Source organism: Streptomyces sp. NPDC026417 (assembly GCF_055567695.1).
Genome location: NZ_JBVHPY010000005.1, coordinates 99,741 through 114,907, shown reverse-complemented (window position 1 = coordinate 114,907; position 15,167 = coordinate 99,741). Strand labels below are relative to the sequence as shown.

The window sequence follows — 15,167 nt, the reverse complement described above, 5'->3', positions numbered from 1 at the left end:
GCCGCATAACCTTGAGGGGTACGGCCCCCGGCCGGCCGCGGCCGGCCCCGTCCCAGGAGAGCATCCGTGTACTTCACCGACCGTGGCATCGAGGAACTGGAGAAGCGGCGCGGCGAGGAGGAGGTCACCTTCGAGTGGCTCGCCGAGCAGCTGCGTACGTTCGTCGATCTCAACCCGGACTTCGAGGTGCCGGTCGAGCGGCTCGCCACGTGGCTGGCGCGGCTGGACGACGAGGACGACGAGGAGTAGGCCCGGGAAGGCCGCCGGCCGGCGGGCGGGTCAGGCGCGGGCGCGGACGCGGTCGTAGACGAGGCCCAGGGCGCCGCGGACCAGCAGCAGGGTGCCCGACACCGTCCAGCCGCCGCTGCGGCGCCGGAGGCCGTAGGCGGTCAGCGGCAGGCCCACGGCCAGTTGCAGGACGGCGAGGGCGCGGGCCCGCGGGCCCCGGATCCAGGGGCCCAGGCCGGTGTCCTCGACGACGTCGAGTTCCGCGTGGACGGCCTCGCGCCAGCCGGACCAGGTGACCGGTCGGGCGCCCGGCAGCGCCCCGGCGGCCTCCTTCAGCCGGTGGGCGGGGGCACCGGGGACCAGCCCGTCCGGCAGGGAGACCCCGGCGCTCATCAGGACGGCGAGCAGACCGCGCACGCGTGCCCCGGCGTCGGCCACCGGGTCGGGCCGCGTCAGCCGTTCGAGAGCCTGCATGTCGAGGACCGGGTCGAGGCCGAGGCGCGCGGCGAAGGTCCGCATCGCCTCGTCCTCGCCGACCGGGGTGCCGTTCGCCAGCCACTCGTAGCCGACGGGGCGGCGGAATCCCGAGGCCAGGGTGTATCCGCTGCGGTCGGTGTCCCACCAGAGGGCGAGTACGGGCCACGGCGCGCCGACGGCGAGGGCCGCGGCCCATCCGGTGACCACTCGGTCGACGGGCTCCGTGCCGTCGGCCCAGGGGCTGCCCTCGGGGACCAGCGCGCTCCATTCGCGGCCCGCCGCGACGACCTCCATCCGCTCCCGCAGCAGCTGTGCGGCGGGGCCGACGGTGCCGGGGTCGGCCCGGCAGAGCAGCAGGGCACCGGCGGACGCGGCCGTGGGCTCGTCGGGAGTGGTCGGCATGGACATACGTTAGAGCGATTTACCCCCCGCCTGCCCCTTTTGTTCCTTCCGTCGCTCTCGACACGGGTGTCTTGACTTTCCGTATCCGCGATATATCGTGTTGTGCGGAAGACGCGATATGGCGTGTCGTGTCCCGACCGGCCGAGGAGGTCGCACCATGCCCGAGTGGTCCGTCGCAGAGCCGAGGAAGCTCACGTTCGACGACCCCGTGACGGAGCTCCACGTGCGCATCGTCAACGGAACGGTGAACGTCGTGGGCACCGACGAGGGTTCCGCCCGGCTGGAGGTCTCCGAGCTGACGGGCCCGCCCCTCGTGGTGACCCGGACGGGCGGCACCCTGACGGTCGCGTACGAGGACCTTCCCTGGAAGGGCTTCCTCAAGTGGCTCGACGGCAAGGGCTGGCGCCGGGACGCGGTCGTCTCGCTGGCCGTGCCGGCCGGCACCCGGATCGAGGTGGGCGTGGTGGGCGCCGCCGCCGTGGTCTCCGGCACGGAGGGCAGGGTCGAGGTCAGGGGCGTCTCCGGCGACACGACACTCGTCGGTGTCTCGGGCCCCGTCCGCGTCAGCACCGTCTCCGGGAACCTGGAGGCGCAGGCCGTCACGGGCGACCTGCGCTACAACTCCGTCTCCGGCGACCTGACGGTCGTGGAGGGCGCCGGCTCGTGCGTGCGGGCGGAGTCCGTGAGCGGCTCGATGATCGTGGACCTGGACGCCACGGGCACGGCGACGGACGTCCACCTGTCGAACGTCTCGGGTGAGATAGCCATCCGGCTTCCGCACCCGGCGGACGCGGAGGTGGAGGCGAACACCGCGAGCGGCACGGTCTCCAACGCCTTCGAGGACCTGCGGGTCAGCGGGCAGTGGGGCGCCAAGAAGATCACCGGCAGGCTGGGCGCGGGCAACGGCAGGCTGCGGGCGGTGACCGCCTCCGGCTCCATCGCCCTGCTGAGGCGGCCTCCGGCGGAGGACGAGCCGCCGACCGACGGACCGACCGACAAGAAGGTGCTCTGAGATGCCCCCCGTCTTCGCTCACGGCCGCCTGCGGCTCTACCTGCTCAAGCTGCTGGACGAGGCCCCCCGCCACGGGTACGAGGTGATCCGCCTCCTCGAAGAGCGCTTCCAGGGTCTGTACGCGCCGTCGGCCGGCACCGTCTATCCGCGGCTGGCCAAACTGGAGGCCGAGGGACTCGTCACCCACACCACCGAGGGCGGCCGCAAGGTGTACGCGATCACGGACGCGGGCCGCGCCGAACTGGCCGACCGCAGCGGCGAGCTGGCCGACCTGGAGCTGGAGATCCGCGAGTCGGTCGCCGAGCTCGCGGCCGAGATCCGTGCCGACGTGCGGGGTGCCGCGGGTGATCTGCGGCGCGAGATGCGGGCGGCGGCCAAGGAGGCCCGGAGCCGGCCCCGGGGCGACTCCGCAGCGGGCGAACAGCACGGCCACGCGGGCGGCTTCGGGACCACGGGTGCCTCCGGGGACTTCGGCGAGAAGGAGGCGTGGCGGCTCGCGAAGGAGGAGATGCGGCGGGTCAAGCAGGAGTGGAAGGAGCAGGCCCGGCGCGCGAAGGACGAGAGCCGGCGCGCCCGCGACGAGGCCCAGCGGGCCCGACGCCAGGCCAAGGAGGCGCAGGAGAAGGTCCGCGCCCAGGCGCAGGAGGAGATGCAGCGCATGGCCAGGCGGGTCCAGGAGCAGGTCCAGGACCACTTCGCCCGCGGCGACTGGCCCACCGGTGTGCGCGAGGGGCTCAGCGAACTGGCCAAGGAGTTCGGCGACTTCGGCAAGGACTTCGGCAAGGGCGCCCCCGGCAGGGAGCACGGCTTCGGCCGCGCGGGCACGGCGCCCGCCTCCGGACCGGAGCCCGAGTACACGGTCACGCGGGACGACTTCCCCGCCGGGTACGAACCGTCCTGGACCCACGAGGACTCCACGGGTGACCCCGCCCGCGACCTCGACCGCCTCCTGGACCGCTTCCGCGACGACATCCGCGACGCGGCCCGCGACCACGGGGTGACCGAGGATCAGCTCCGCCAGGCGCGCCACCACCTGTCGTCGGCGGCAGCACACATCGGCGCGGCACTCCGCATCCCGAAGCCCTGACCGGGCCTCGGGCCCGAGGTGGGGCGGGGGCCCGACCCACGGGGCCCGGCACGGCGGGGGTTGATGCGGGGCGAGGGCCCGGTGCGGGGCGCGGCCCGGTGCCGGGTTCTGCGCCGGCCGGAGGCGGGGCCGGGCGCTGGACGGCCGCCCCGCGCCGGACGACGCCCCCGCTGCCGGACGGCCGCCCCGGGCGTCCGTACCTCCGCGGTCCGGGCCGGGCGTTCACCCCGCTTCCGCAGCACTGCCTCCCCAGAGCACGCGCCGTACGCCCTCGTAGGTCACTCCGTGGTCGGCGAGCACCTCGGCGGGGACGCCGGGGCGTGCCGTCAGGGCGAGGAGCAGGTGCTCGTCACCGATGTGCCGGTCCCGATGCGCGACCGCGACGCGCAGGGACTCGGTGAGCAGATCCTTGGCGCCGCGGGCGAAGGGGCGCCGCCCGGACCGGCGACCGCTCGTGTCCCCGCCGCCCGCCAGGGCGCCGGTGCCGTGCGTCTCCTCGACCCGGGAGACGATCTCGGTGAGGTCGATGCCGAGCCCGGAGAGGGCGTCGGCGTCGGCGCGGGACAGTCCCCCGCGGCGGCGGGCCTCGGCGAGGTCGCGGGCCACCGAGGCGCGACCCCCGGCCGGCCCGAGCGACGACAGGGCGAACGAACCGCGGCTGCCTTCCCGGTCGAGCAGGGCGAGCAGCATGTGCGCCTCCTCGACCCGTGCGTCCCCCGTCCGTTCGCAGTGCTCGACGGCCCCCGTGACCACGGCGCGGGCGTCCTTGGTGAATCGCTCGAACATCACTGCCTCCCGTACTTCTTGTGCACGGCCTGCCTGCTCACGCCGAGTTCCGCGGCGATCTCCTGCCACGACCAGCCCTGATTGCGCGCACTGCGCACCTGCACGGCCTCCAGTTGCTCCAGCAGCCTCCGCAGCGCGGAGACGGCCCGCAGGCCGACCCGCGGATCGCGGTCGCCCGCGCGCTCGGCGAGATCCGTTGCTTCGGTCATGACGTCAACTTACGTTGACAGGATCGACTCTGTCAACCATGGTTGACGACAGCCGCCGGGGGTGGCCCGGCCCCCTCGGACACGACGACGGCGGGCCCGGAGAGTCCGGACCCGCCGTGCGGCGAAGCGGTGGCAGTGCGAGGCGGCGGTCAGCCGGTGGTCAGGACGACCTTGCCGAACTGGTCGCCCGACGCGATGCGTTCGAAGCCCTCGCGGGCCCGGTCGAGCGGCAGGACGTCGTCGATGACGGGCCGTACACCGGTCGCGGCGCAGAAGGACAGCAGGTCCTCCAGCTCGTCCTTGGTCCCCATGGTGGAACCGACGACCTTGAGTTCGAGGAAGAAGATCCGGGTCAGCTCGGCATGGGAGGGACGGTCCCCGCTGGTGGCGCCGGAGATGACGAGCGTGCCGCCGGGACGCAGGGACTTGACGGAGTGGGACCAGGTGGCCGCCCCCACCGTCTCGATGACGGCGTCGACCCGCTGCGGCAGCCGCGCACCGGACTCCAGGGCCTCGACGGCGCCCAGCTCGACGGCACGCTTGCGCTTGGCCTCATCGCGGCTGGTGGCGAAGACACGCAGGCCGGCGGCCTTGCCCAGCACGATCGCGGCGGTGGCGACACCCCCGCCGGCGCCCTGGACGAGAACCGAGTCGCCGGGCCGTACACCCGCGTTGGTGAAGAGCATGCGGTAGGCCGTCAGCCAGGCCGTCGGCAGGCAGGCGGCCTCCTCGAAGGAGAGCTCCTCGGGCTTGGGCAGCACGTTCCACGTGGGGACGGAGACCTGCTCGGCGAACGTGCCCTGATAGCGCTCGGTGAGGATGGAGCGGGGCTCGTCCGGTCCGACGCCGTGGCCGCTCTGCCCGATGACGGAGTGCAGGACGACCTCGTTGCCGTCCTGGTCGACGCCGGCGGCGTCGCAGCCGAGGATCATCGGCAGCTTGTCCTCGGAGAGGCCGACTCCGCGCAGCGACCACAGGTCGTGATGGTTGAGGGAGGCGGCCCTGACGTTCACGGTCGTCCAGCCGGGCCTCTGCTCGGGGGCCGGGCGCTCCCCCAACTCCAGGCCGGAGAGCGGCTGGTCACGGTCGATTCGGGCGGCGTAGGCAGCGAACATGACCATGACGATAGGCTCCGCCCCTCCCCGACGGAACCAGGTCCCTCTGTGACACGCGTCCCGTCCCCCGGCCACCGGCACGGGTTTCCGGCCCGTCCGGCGCTCGAGACGAGCGCGCAGCGCGACGGGGGTCCGGGGCGGAGTCCCCGGGGACGGGACGGGCAGGGGCGCAGGGGACGGGACACCACCCGCTCGGCCCACTGCCCAGGTAAAAACTTTGACCACAGTGCGGGAAAACAGGCCGGCCCCGCCGGGACGCATCCCGACGGGGCCGTATGAAGCCCGCGACTCAGCGGCGAGCCACACCCTCCGCCCGAGCGGCAGCGGCCACCGCGGCCGTCACCGCCGGCGCCACCCGCTCGTCGAACGGCGAGGGGATCACGTAGTCCGCTGCGAGGTCGTCCCCGACGACCGCGGCCAGCGCCTCGGCCGCCGCGATCTTCATCGTCTCCGTGATCCGGGACGCCCGGACCTGGAGCGCACCGGCGAAGATGCCCGGGAAGGCCAGCACGTTGTTGATCTGGTTCGGGAAGTCGGACCGGCCGGTCGCCACGACGGCCGCGTACTTGTGCGCGACCTCCGGGTGCACCTCGGGATCCGGGTTGGCCATGGCGAAGACGAACGCGCCCTCGGCCATCGACGCCACCGCCGGCTCCGGCACCGTACCGCCGGAGACGCCGATGAAGACGTCCGCGCCCGCGAGCGCGGTCTCCAGCGAACCGGAGATGCCCGCCTTGTTGGTGATCTCGGCGAGCTCCCGCTTGACCGGCGTGAGGTCGTCCCGGTCCCGCGACACGATGCCCTTGCGGTCCGCGACCGCGACGTCGCCGAGCCCCGCCTCCAGCAGGAACTTGGCGATGGCGACCCCGGCCGCACCGGCGCCCGAGATCACCGCGCGCAGCTCGCCGAGCGAGCGCCCGGTCAGCCGGGCGGCGTTGCGCAGCGCGGCGAGCGTGACGACCGCCGTGCCGTGCTGGTCGTCGTGGAAGACCGGGATGTCCAGGCGCTCCTGGAGCTGCCGCTCGATCTCGAAGCACCGCGGTGCCGAGATGTCCTCCAGGTTGATGCCGCCGAACGAGGGCGCGAGCCGGACGACGGTCTCGACGATCTCGTCGACGCCCGTGCAGTCGAGCGCGATCGGCACCGCGTCGACGCCGCCGAACTGCTTGAAGAGGATGGCCTTGCCCTCCATGACGGGGAGCGAGGCCTCCGGACCGATGTCGCCGAGTCCGAGCACGGCCGTGCCGTCGGTCACGACGGCGACGACGGACGACTTCCATGTGTAGTCGTGGACCAGTTCCGGCTGCTCGGCGATGGCGCTGCACACTTTCGCCACGCCGGGCGTGTAAGCCAGGGACAGGTCGTCCTTGTCACGGACGGGCACGGTGGCCTGCACGGCCATCTTGCCGCCACGGTGCAGCGCGAATGCCGGGTCGAAGGAATCGAGGGGCTCCGCCCCTCCTTCCTGATCCGTACTGCTGTCGCTGCGAGGATTGACGATCTCCGCTGCCACTTTGTTTTACCCCTTAAGTCTTCAAGGTTTGAGGGTGACCACTCCTGGTTGAGGCGTGGGCGGGCACCGCGTATGCCCTGCCGCCGTGGTTGCGTACGGGCGGATACGCGACGGGCGCGCCGCACACGCGCCCTGAGCCCCGGATGAGGGGTGTAAGGAACCTTCTTACCCGACGGACCAGGTCGCGGACGAGTCCATAGTGCGAAGGTCACACGCGCGTGACATGACTCATGCCCGCATGTGTGGACAAGTCCTCGATTGGTCCTCAAGCCGCACAAGTGCGCAGAAGCGGTCGCTCGCAGCCTTCGATGCGCCGAAGATCTTCCGGCCGGAACAGGGGATTCCCGCACAAGATCCGGCCCTGAGGGACCGGCAGGGTGAGGTTCGGGTGTGACCCGTTATCCGATTTTGACATAGCGAGTCCCCTGAATGCGCAAGTCCGAATGGCAAGATGCCGTCATCACACGAGGTCGCGACACTCGAAGGTGTGTGTTCTCGTCGACCCATCGGCAACTCCCTCATCCGCCGGAGGAACCCACCATGACCGCAAGCTCCACCCGTCGTACCCCCGCCGCCCGGTCCCGGATAGCAGCGGTCGGTGCGATCGCGGTCGCCGGCGCCCTGCTGCTCACCGGCTGCGGTGACCAGACCAAGGACAAGGGGTCGGAAAGCACGAACACCAGCACCGCCCCGCTGGCTGACAAGCTCCCCAAGGCCATCCGCGACAAGGGCGAGATCAAGGTCGGCTCGGACATCGCGTACGCGCCGGTCGAGTTCAAGGACGACTCCGGCAAGACCGTGGGCATCGACCCCGACCTCGCCGACGCTCTGGGCAAGCAGCTCGGCGTGAAGTTCGTGTTCGAGAACGGCACGTTCGACACCCTGCTCACCGGTCTGCGCTCCAAGCGCTACGACATGGCGATGTCGGCCATGACGGACACCAAGGACCGTCAGGAGGGCATCGACTCCGACACCGGCAAGAAGGTCGGCGAGGGCGTCGACTTCATCGACTACTTCACCGCCGGTGTCTCCATCTACACGCCCAAGGGCAAGACCCAGGGCATCAAGACCTGGTCCGACCTGTGCGGCAAGAAGATCGCCCTGCAGCGCGGCACGGTCTCCGAGGACCTCGCCAAGGCCGAGTCCAAGAAGTGCACCGGTGGCAAGAAGATCACCATCGAGGCCTACGACAACGACCAGCAGGCCCAGACCCGGCTGCGCGCCGGCGGTGCCGACGCCGGTTCCTCCGACTTCCCGGTGGCCGCGTACGCGGTGAAGACCTCGGGCGGCGGCAAGGACTTCGAGATCGTCGGCGACCAGGTCGAGGCCGCTCCGTACGGCATTGCGGTGGCCAAGGGCAACACGCAGCTGCGGGACGCTCTCCAGGCCGCGCTCGACGCGATCATCAAGGACGGCTCGTACGACAAGGTCATCTCCAAGTGGGGCGTCGACGCCGGAGCGGTGAAGTCGGCCGAGATCAACGGCGGCAAGTGACCGCGACTCCAGCGGCGCTGAAAGGCAACATCCGTGACTGTTGACATCGACAAAACGACGGGCCCCGAGGACACTCCCCCGGCCGGACCGGAAGCCATCAAGGCCATCCCGGTCCGGCACTACGGGCGGTACGTCTCGGCCGTCATCGCGATCGCGATCTTCGTCTCGATCATCTACGCGTTCGGTCAAGGCAAGATCAACTGGAACGCCGTACCGGACTACTTCTTCGACGACCGCATCCTCACGGGCGTCGGCAAGACGCTCCTGCTGACGGTGCTGTCCATGGTGATCGGCATCGTCGGCGGCATCATGCTGGCCGTGATGCGGCTGTCGAAGAACCCGGTGACGTCGTCCATCGCGTGGTTCTACATCTGGTTCTTCCGCGGCACCCCGGTCCTGGTCCAGCTCATCATCTGGTTCAACCTGGGCCTGGTCTTCGAGTACATCAACCTCGGTCCGATCTACAAGGACTACTGGTCCAGCTTCATGACGCCGCTGCTGACGGCGCTCCTGGGCCTGGGCCTGAACGAGGCCGCGTACATGGCGGAGATCTGCCGCGCCGGTCTGCTCTCGGTCGACGAGGGCCAGACCGAGGCCTCGCACGCACTCGGCATGAGCCACAACAAGACGCTGCGCCGGATCGTGATCCCGCAGGCGATGCGCGTGATCGTGCCGCCGACGGGCAACGAGGTCATCAACATGCTGAAGACCACCTCGCTGGTGTCGGTGGTCCAGTATCCGGAGCTCTTCCGGTACGCCCAGGACATCGGCCAGACCTCGGGCGCCCCGGTGGAGATGCTCTTCCTGGCCGCCGCCTGGTACCTGATCATGACCTCGGTCCTCAGCATCGGGCAGTACTACGTCGAGCGGTACTACGCACGCGGCTCCAGCCGCAGCCTGCCCGACACACCGTTCCAGAAGATCAAGGCCAACATCTCGTCGCTGGGCCGCCCGAAGGGAGGCGCGGCATGACCGCCAACGTGACCAAGACGGACGCCACCACGCCGATGGTGAAGTCCGAGGGTGTCCACAAGTCCTTCGGCCCGGTGGAAGTCCTCAAGGGCATCGACCTGGAGGTGAAGTCCGGCGAGGTCTTCTGCCTCATCGGTCCCTCCGGCTCCGGCAAGTCGACCTTCCTGCGGTGCATCAACCACCTGGAGAAGGTCAACGCCGGGCGGTTGTACGTCGACGGGGAGCTGGTCGGCTACCGCCAGAAGGGCGACAAGCTGTACGAGCTGAAGGACAGCGAGGTCGCACTGAAGCGCCGGGACATCGGCATGGTCTTCCAGCGCTTCAACCTGTTCCCGCACATGACGGCGCTGGAGAACGTCATGGAGGCGCCGGTCCAGGTCAAGGGCGTCAGCAGGGCCCAGGCGCGGGAACGCGCGGGCCAGCTGCTGGAGCGCGTCGGGCTCGCGGACAAGGCGGGCAACTACCCGTCGCAGCTGTCCGGCGGCCAGCAGCAGCGTGTCGCCATCGCCCGTGCGCTGGCGATGGACCCGAAGCTGATGCTCTTCGACGAGCCGACGTCGGCGCTCGACCCGGAGCTGGTCGGCGACGTCCTCGACGTCATGCGCGACCTGGCCGAGTCCGGCATGACCATGGTCGTCGTCACGCACGAGATGGGCTTCGCCCGGGAGGTCGGCGACTCGCTGGTCTTCATGGACGGCGGTGTGGTGGTCGAGTCCGGCAACCCGCGCGACGTCCTGACGAACCCGCAGCAGGAGCGGACGCAGTCCTTCCTGTCGAAGGTGCTCTGACCGCTCCACGCGGACCGGTCGACCGGTGAAAGGGGCGGTACGGAACTCTCCGTACCGCCCCTTCCGCGCGCCCTGAGGGCGGCCCCGCCGGGGGCCTACTTCAGCGCGAGGACCAGCGCGTCGGACGGCGAACGCCACACCGGTCGCGCCTCCGCGAAGCCCTTCTCCCGCAGCACGCGCGCATGCCAGTCGGCGGACGGTGTCTCCCCGTCGGCGTGCTCGCCGTAGATCTCGAAGCGGCGGGCGGTCGGTCCGGCGAGGACGGGGTCCCCGGCCGCCAGCTCCCACCACTGCGCCCAGTCGAGGGCGCCGTCCCGCCTGGCCCGGTCCATGCGGGCGTGCCGCCGGGCGCGGTCCGCCGCGTTGATCCGCGGCGTCGTCTCGTCGATCATGTGGTCGGCGTTCATGAAGACACCGCCGTCGCGGACGAGTTCCGCGATCTGGCCGTAGAGGACCGCGAGGGGCTCGCAGTGCAGCCAGTGCAGGGCCGTCGCGGTCAGGACGGCGTCGTACGACCCGTCCGGCAGGGCCGCCGTCCAGGCGGGGTCCTTCAGGTCCGCCTCGACGAAGGCGACCCGCTCGTCCCCGCCGAACGTGCCCCGGGCGATGGTGAGCAGGGCGGGGTCCAGGTCGACGCCGGTACTGCGGGCGTCCGGGAACCGGTCCAGCAGCCGGGCGGTGACGGTGCCCGTGCCGCAGGCGAGGTCGAGGACGCGGGGCGCTGTGCCGACGAGGGCCTCCACCATGTCGAGCATCACGCGGAAGCGCTCCTCCCGGTCCGGCATGTACCACTCCTGCTGCCGGTCCCAGCTCCGCTGCCAGGCCTGCCAGTCCGTTCCGGCCGTCGTGCCGTCCGTTCCGGTCGCGCTCGTCATGGCAGCTCCCTCTCCGCTCCACTGCGTAATACCCTGTAACCACCGTCATCTGTTACCCGACCGCAGCCACGACGATAGAGCGCCCCAGTAAGGACTACAAGTGGAACTGGCCTATTACTCGGACTACGCGGTACGCCTCGTCAACAGCGAGGAGCCGGCCCGGGGCAAGGACGCGCTCACCTCGGTCGAGGCCATCCGCGACCTCTTCGCCGGCAACGCGTCGGCCGCCCGGCGCGCCACGGACGCGGACGTCACCCGCTTCCGGTCGGTCCGCGGCCGGCTGCGCGCGGTCTTCGAGGCGGCGGACACCGGTGACGAGACCCTCGCCGTGGACCTGCTGAACTCGCTGCTCCTGGAGTTCCCGGTGAGCCCGCAGATCTCGGGCCACGACTACCGCGACGACAACGGACGCCCGCTGTGGCACATGCACCTCGCGGACCACCCGTCGAACGTGACCGCGGGCTACGCGGCGATCGCCGCGATGGGGCTGGCGTTCCACCTCACCGAGTACGGCGTCGACCGCCTCGGCCTCTGCGAGGCCGCACCCTGCCGCAACGCCTACCTGGACACCTCGACCAACCGCTCCCGGCGCTACTGCTCCGACCGCTGCGCCACCCGGGCCAACGTCGCCGCCTACCGCGCCCGCAAGCGCCTGGAGGCGGACCGGCCGGAGAGCACGGGCCTGGCGGCGGAGAGCGCCCAGCGGACGAGCGCGAACGGCGACCGCTGACCGTCGCGGAGCGGCCGGTAGCGCGCCCGCACCCGCCCCAGCACGAGGTCCTCGGGCACGGTGCCGTAGTCGGTGCTGTCCCCGCCGGCGAAGGCGTTGTCGCCGAGCACCCACCAGCCGCCCTCGCGCCGCTCGACCGCGCGCTTGACGACGAGCAGGTCCTGCTGGAACGGATGGCGCAGCACGACGACGTCTCCGTGCCGCACGCGCGCCCCGTACTGCACGACGAGGCGGTCGCCGTGGTGGAGCGTGGGCACCATCGACGGACCCGTCACCTCGGCCACCCCGAAGGGCAGCAGAGCCCTCCCGTGCTCGCTCTCCTGCGACAGTTCCGGCATCACCGGCACCTCCCCGGTCCGATCCTCCACCAGTCTCAGTCTCACCCCGGACTTTTGTCGTAAGCCCATGGGGGCACTCGCGAAATCCCGTCTCCTACGGAGTAATGTCCCACCTGAGAAGACGATCACGAGGAAGGACAGCTCAATGCTTTCCCGCCTGTTTGCCCCCAAGGTCAAGGTCAGCGCGCACTGCGACCTGCCCTGCGGCGTGTACGACCCGGCCCAGGCCCGCATCGAGGCGGAGTCGGTGAAGGCCGTCCAGGAGAAGATGGCCGGCAACGACGACCCGCACTTCCAGGCTCGCGCCACCGTCATCAAGGAGCAGCGCGCCGAGCTCGCGAAGCACCACGTGTCGGTGCTCTGGAGCGACTACTTCAAGCCCCCGCACTTCGAGAAGTACCCGGAGCTGCACCAGCTGGTCAACGACGCCCTGAAGGCCCTCTCGGCCGCCAAGGCGTCGACCGACCCGGCCACCGGCCAGAAGGCGCTGGACTTCATCGCCCAGATCGACAAGATCTTCTGGGAGACCAAGAAGGCCTGATCCAGGGCCGCGCTCCTCGACCCTGCGACCTCTTCGTCGCCCGGTCTGCTTCGACCGCACCCGGTCCGCACGCCGCCCACCCGGCGGCCAGGCGGGCCGGGTGCGGTCTTTCGACGGCATCGCAGCGAGCCCGTGCAGCGGGCTTGTGCAGCGACGGGCCGCCGCGGCCGGTGCCGTGCCATCCTGAGGGCGTGATGCTGGAGGATCTGGTGCGGCTGCGGCGGGCACGTGACCGCATGGACCGCGAATACACGCAACCGCTGGACGTGGCCGAGCTCGCACGCACGGCGCTGATGTCGCCGGGCCATTTCCAGCGCAGCTTCCGCGCCGCCTTCGGCGAGACTCCGTACACCTACCTCATGACCCGCCGCATCGAGCGGGCCAAGGCGCTGCTGCGGCGCGGCGACCTGAGCGTCACGGAGGTGTGCTTCGCGGTGGGCTGCACCTCGCTCGGCTCCTTCAGCTCCCGCTTCACCGAACTGGTCGGCGAGACCCCGAGCGCGTACCGGGCCAGGCCGCACGACCACGGGGCGCCGATCCCGTCGTGCGTGGCGCAGCGGCTGACCCGCCCGGCGCGGCACCGCAATCCCGAGGCGGAACCGGGCTCCCGGCTCTAGCGTGACGCCATGGACCTGAAACTCTCACAGTGCTTCATCGCCGTCGACGACCACGACAAGGCGCTCGCGTTCTACCGCGACGTCCTGGGTCTGGAGGTGCGCAACGACGTCGGCTTCGAGGGAATGCGCTGGGTGACCGTCGGCTCCCCGCTCCAGCCGGATGTGGAGATCGTCCTGGAGCCGCCGGCCGCGGACCCGAGCACCTCCCCCGCCGACAAGCAGGCGATGGCCGAACTCCTCGCCAAGGGCGTGCTGCGCGGGGTCATCTTCCGCACCGGTGACTGCGACGCGCTGTTCGAGCGCGTCCGTGCCTCCGGCGCCGACGTGATCCAGGAGCCGATGGACCAGCCCTACGGCGTGCGGGACTGCGCCTTCCGCGATCCGGCCGGCAACCTGCTGCGCTTCAACGAGCCCCGCAAGGGCTGAGCCGGGCCGCGGGCGGAAACACCGTTGCGCGGCCGGATTTCCCCGGGAGACGGTACGAGCTTACGAACCGTCCGAGAGGGAGCGCACGCCATGACGGAACCAATCCGGTGGATCTACGCCTTCGTCGACCGGCCCGAGGGGCGGGCCGATGCCGGCCGCGACTTCTGGGCGGCGGTCACCGCCACGCGCCCGTCCGCGCCCCGGGGCGAGTTCCTCACCCTGCTGCCGGACGGGGCCGACGCCTGCGTGAAGGTGCAGGGCGTCGACGCGGGCGACGGCGGCGCGCATCTCGACCTCGCCGTCGAGGACGTACCCGCGCTGGTGGCGACGGCGCGGGAGCTGGGCGCCGAGGTGGTCGCGGACCACGGCGAGTGGACCGTACTGCGCTCGCCGGGCGGGCAGTTGTGGTGCGCGGTGCCCTGGCTCGGGGAGTCGAAGCGGCCGCCGGTCGTCGAGGGCCCGGACGGTGCGGGCAGCCGGCTGGACCAGGTGTGCCTGGACCTCGCACCGTCCGTGTACGCGGCCGAGACCGCCTTCTGGAGTGCCCTCACCGGGTGGACCTCCCGCCCGGGCACGCTTCCGGAGTTCCACGTCGTGGAGCCGCCCGCGGAGCTGCCCGTGCGCATCCTGCTGCAGCGTCTCGGTACCGAGCGCCCCACCTCCGCCCACCTCGACGTCGCCTGCTCGGACGTCGAGGCGGTCCGGGTCCGGCACGAACGGCTCGGTGCCGTCGCGGTCGGCCGCGGGACGGGCTGGACGGTCATGCGGGACCCGGCGGGCGGCACCTACTGCCTGACGGGCCGTGACCCGGAGACGGGAGGACGGCGGCCGGTGGGCAGCGAGTAGCGCCGCTTCTCCGAGGAGCCGGCGCCCAGCCGGTCGTAGAAGCGGATCGCCCCCTCGTTCCAGGCGGGGGTCTGCCACTGGACCTCGTCCAGACCGAGCGCCCGCGCCTGCGCGAGCACCGCCTCCATCAGCAGCGCTCCGAGTCCCTGGCCCCGCCGGCCCGCACGCAGGAACAGGCAGTCCATGAGCAGGTACTCGGCGCCGTCCCAGGTGGACAACTCGGGGGCGCAGGTGGCGTATCCGACGATCTCGCCGTCGCCCGACTCGGCCACCAGGCACCGCAGCCGCGGCGAGGCGGTGCCGAAGAGGAGCCCTTCTAGCCGTCCGGCCAGACCGGGGGCCGGCGGCGCCGCCCGCTCGTAGACGGCGTGCTCGGCAGCCAGCAGGGCCACCTGCGCCAGGTCCTCGCGGACGGCGGGGCGCACCCGTGGTGTGCCGGTCATCGCACGGCCCCCGTCAGGACGTCGGCGCGCCACGCGGTCAGCCGCTCCCCGACCGGCCCCTCGCCGTCGAGGACGTGACGGCGGAACGCCTCCCGTTCGTGCGCCAGCACCGCCGCCTCCCACACGCACGGGGCGAGCCCCTGTCTGCCGGGCCGCAGGAGGGCGGGCTCGCCCACCGGTCCCGTGAAGACGGCGAGGTCGGACATGTACCCCTCGATCCAGGTGTGCACGAGGACGTAGTCCCCGTCGCCTCCGGCGTGCACCAGCA

Annotated in this window: 19 protein-coding genes; 11 read left to right on the top strand and 8 right to left on the bottom strand. The window is 71.4% G+C overall.

Annotation, left to right across the window (positions count from 1 at the left end; translation table 11 throughout):
* Positions 1 to 66 precede the first annotated feature (66 nt).
* Positions 67 to 249, top strand: coding sequence for a DUF6104 family protein (locus ACZ4NT_RS10120; RefSeq protein ID WP_005312030.1), 183 nt, complete (start codon positions 67 to 69; stop codon positions 247 to 249).
* 30 nt (positions 250 to 279) lie between these two features.
* Here the strand turns inward: ACZ4NT_RS10120 and ACZ4NT_RS10115 are convergent, their stop codons facing one another.
* Entirely contained in the window at positions 280 to 1,107 is an 828-nt protein-coding gene (locus ACZ4NT_RS10115) for a hypothetical protein (RefSeq protein ID WP_121406435.1), read from the bottom strand.
* A 157-nt stretch (positions 1,108 to 1,264) separates the two neighbouring features.
* Between ACZ4NT_RS10115 and ACZ4NT_RS10110 the strand changes: the two genes are divergently transcribed.
* Both ACZ4NT_RS10110 and ACZ4NT_RS10105 read left to right on the top strand, forming a co-directional pair.
* Positions 1,265 to 2,119, top strand: coding sequence for a DUF4097 family beta strand repeat-containing protein (locus ACZ4NT_RS10110; protein ID WP_467724608.1), 855 nt, complete (start codon positions 1,265 to 1,267; stop codon positions 2,117 to 2,119).
* A gap of 1 nt (position 2,120) precedes the next feature.
* Entirely contained in the window at positions 2,121 to 3,206 is a 1,086-nt protein-coding gene (locus ACZ4NT_RS10105) for a PadR family transcriptional regulator (RefSeq protein WP_121405932.1), read from the top strand.
* Between the two features lie 222 nt (positions 3,207 to 3,428).
* Here ACZ4NT_RS10105 and ACZ4NT_RS10100 read toward each other — a convergent pair whose 3' ends face one another.
* The 4 genes from ACZ4NT_RS10100 to ACZ4NT_RS10085 all read right to left on the bottom strand — a co-directional run bounded on the left by ACZ4NT_RS10100 (position 3,429) and on the right by ACZ4NT_RS10085 (position 6,829).
* Positions 3,429 to 3,992 carry a Clp protease N-terminal domain-containing protein gene (locus tag ACZ4NT_RS10100; RefSeq protein WP_121405931.1) on the bottom strand — a complete coding sequence of 188 codons (564 nt, stop codon included), beginning with the start codon at positions 3,990 to 3,992 and terminating at the stop codon, positions 3,429 to 3,431.
* Positions 3,992 to 4,201, bottom strand: a complete 210-nt coding sequence (locus tag ACZ4NT_RS10095) for a helix-turn-helix domain-containing protein (protein WP_121405930.1) — start codon at positions 4,199 to 4,201, stop codon at positions 3,992 to 3,994. The genes ACZ4NT_RS10100 and ACZ4NT_RS10095 overlap by 1 nt, the downstream gene beginning before the upstream one ends.
* A gap of 149 nt (positions 4,202 to 4,350) precedes the next feature.
* Positions 4,351 to 5,316 carry a zinc-binding dehydrogenase gene (locus ACZ4NT_RS10090; RefSeq protein WP_121406434.1) on the bottom strand — a complete coding sequence of 322 codons (966 nt, stop codon included), beginning with the start codon at positions 5,314 to 5,316 and terminating at the stop codon, positions 4,351 to 4,353.
* A 289-nt stretch (positions 5,317 to 5,605) separates the two neighbouring features.
* Complete coding sequence (locus ACZ4NT_RS10085; protein ID WP_121405929.1) at positions 5,606 to 6,829, bottom strand: NAD(P)-dependent malic enzyme; 1,224 nt, start codon at positions 6,827 to 6,829, stop codon at positions 5,606 to 5,608.
* Between the two features lie 540 nt (positions 6,830 to 7,369).
* On the opposite strand from ACZ4NT_RS10085, the gene ACZ4NT_RS10080 reads away from it, so the two are divergent.
* From ACZ4NT_RS10080 to ACZ4NT_RS10070, 3 genes are read left to right on the top strand one after another with little or no spacing between them, the layout of a single operon-like run.
* Positions 7,370 to 8,323: an ABC transporter substrate-binding protein gene (locus tag ACZ4NT_RS10080; protein WP_121405928.1), complete on the top strand. Its 954-nt coding sequence runs from the start codon at positions 7,370 to 7,372 to the stop codon at positions 8,321 to 8,323.
* Positions 8,324 to 8,356: 33 nt separating this feature from the next.
* A complete protein-coding gene (locus ACZ4NT_RS10075) occupies positions 8,357 to 9,295 on the top strand; it encodes an amino acid ABC transporter permease (protein WP_121405927.1) in 939 nt (312 codons plus the stop codon).
* Positions 9,292 to 10,083, top strand: a complete 792-nt coding sequence (locus tag ACZ4NT_RS10070) for an amino acid ABC transporter ATP-binding protein (protein ID WP_467724606.1) — start codon at positions 9,292 to 9,294, stop codon at positions 10,081 to 10,083. The genes ACZ4NT_RS10075 and ACZ4NT_RS10070 overlap by 4 nt, the downstream gene beginning before the upstream one ends.
* Positions 10,084 to 10,178: 95 nt before the next feature.
* Here ACZ4NT_RS10070 and ACZ4NT_RS10065 read toward each other — a convergent pair whose 3' ends face one another.
* Positions 10,179 to 10,958 (bottom strand): class I SAM-dependent methyltransferase, encoded by a 780-nt coding sequence (locus ACZ4NT_RS10065; RefSeq protein WP_467724604.1) that lies wholly within the window; start codon positions 10,956 to 10,958, stop codon positions 10,179 to 10,181.
* 100 nt (positions 10,959 to 11,058) lie between these two features.
* Here ACZ4NT_RS10065 and ACZ4NT_RS10060 point away from each other — a divergent pair, with 100 nt between their 5' ends.
* Positions 11,059 to 11,688: a CGNR zinc finger domain-containing protein gene (locus ACZ4NT_RS10060; RefSeq protein ID WP_121405925.1), complete on the top strand. Its 630-nt coding sequence runs from the start codon at positions 11,059 to 11,061 to the stop codon at positions 11,686 to 11,688.
* On the opposite strand, the gene sodX is transcribed toward ACZ4NT_RS10060, so the two are convergent.
* A complete protein-coding gene (gene sodX, locus ACZ4NT_RS10055) occupies positions 11,592 to 12,026 on the bottom strand; it encodes a nickel-type superoxide dismutase maturation protease (protein WP_467724834.1) in 435 nt (144 codons plus the stop codon). The genes ACZ4NT_RS10060 and sodX overlap by 97 nt on opposite strands.
* Before the next feature lie 145 nt (positions 12,027 to 12,171).
* On the opposite strand from sodX, the gene sodN reads away from it, so the two are divergent.
* The 4 genes from sodN (at position 12,172) to ACZ4NT_RS10035 (ending at position 14,456) form a co-directional block, all read left to right on the top strand.
* On the top strand, positions 12,172 to 12,567 hold the full coding sequence (sodN, locus tag ACZ4NT_RS10050) for a superoxide dismutase, Ni (RefSeq protein WP_121405924.1): 396 nt from the start codon (positions 12,172 to 12,174) through the stop codon (positions 12,565 to 12,567).
* A 194-nt stretch (positions 12,568 to 12,761) separates the two neighbouring features.
* Complete coding sequence (locus ACZ4NT_RS10045; protein ID WP_467724832.1) at positions 12,762 to 13,184, top strand: helix-turn-helix transcriptional regulator; 423 nt, start codon at positions 12,762 to 12,764, stop codon at positions 13,182 to 13,184.
* Positions 13,185 to 13,193: 9 nt separating this feature from the next.
* On the top strand, positions 13,194 to 13,610 hold the full coding sequence (locus tag ACZ4NT_RS10040) for a VOC family protein (RefSeq protein ID WP_467724602.1): 417 nt from the start codon (positions 13,194 to 13,196) through the stop codon (positions 13,608 to 13,610).
* 90 nt (positions 13,611 to 13,700) lie between these two features.
* Positions 13,701 to 14,456, top strand: coding sequence for a VOC family protein (locus ACZ4NT_RS10035; protein ID WP_467724601.1), 756 nt, complete (start codon positions 13,701 to 13,703; stop codon positions 14,454 to 14,456).
* On the opposite strand, the gene ACZ4NT_RS10030 is transcribed toward ACZ4NT_RS10035, so the two are convergent.
* Positions 14,396 to 14,899 carry a GNAT family N-acetyltransferase gene (locus ACZ4NT_RS10030; RefSeq protein WP_467724599.1) on the bottom strand — a complete coding sequence of 168 codons (504 nt, stop codon included), beginning with the start codon at positions 14,897 to 14,899 and terminating at the stop codon, positions 14,396 to 14,398. The genes ACZ4NT_RS10035 and ACZ4NT_RS10030 overlap by 61 nt on opposite strands.
* Between the last annotated feature and the right edge of the window lie 268 nt (positions 14,900 to 15,167).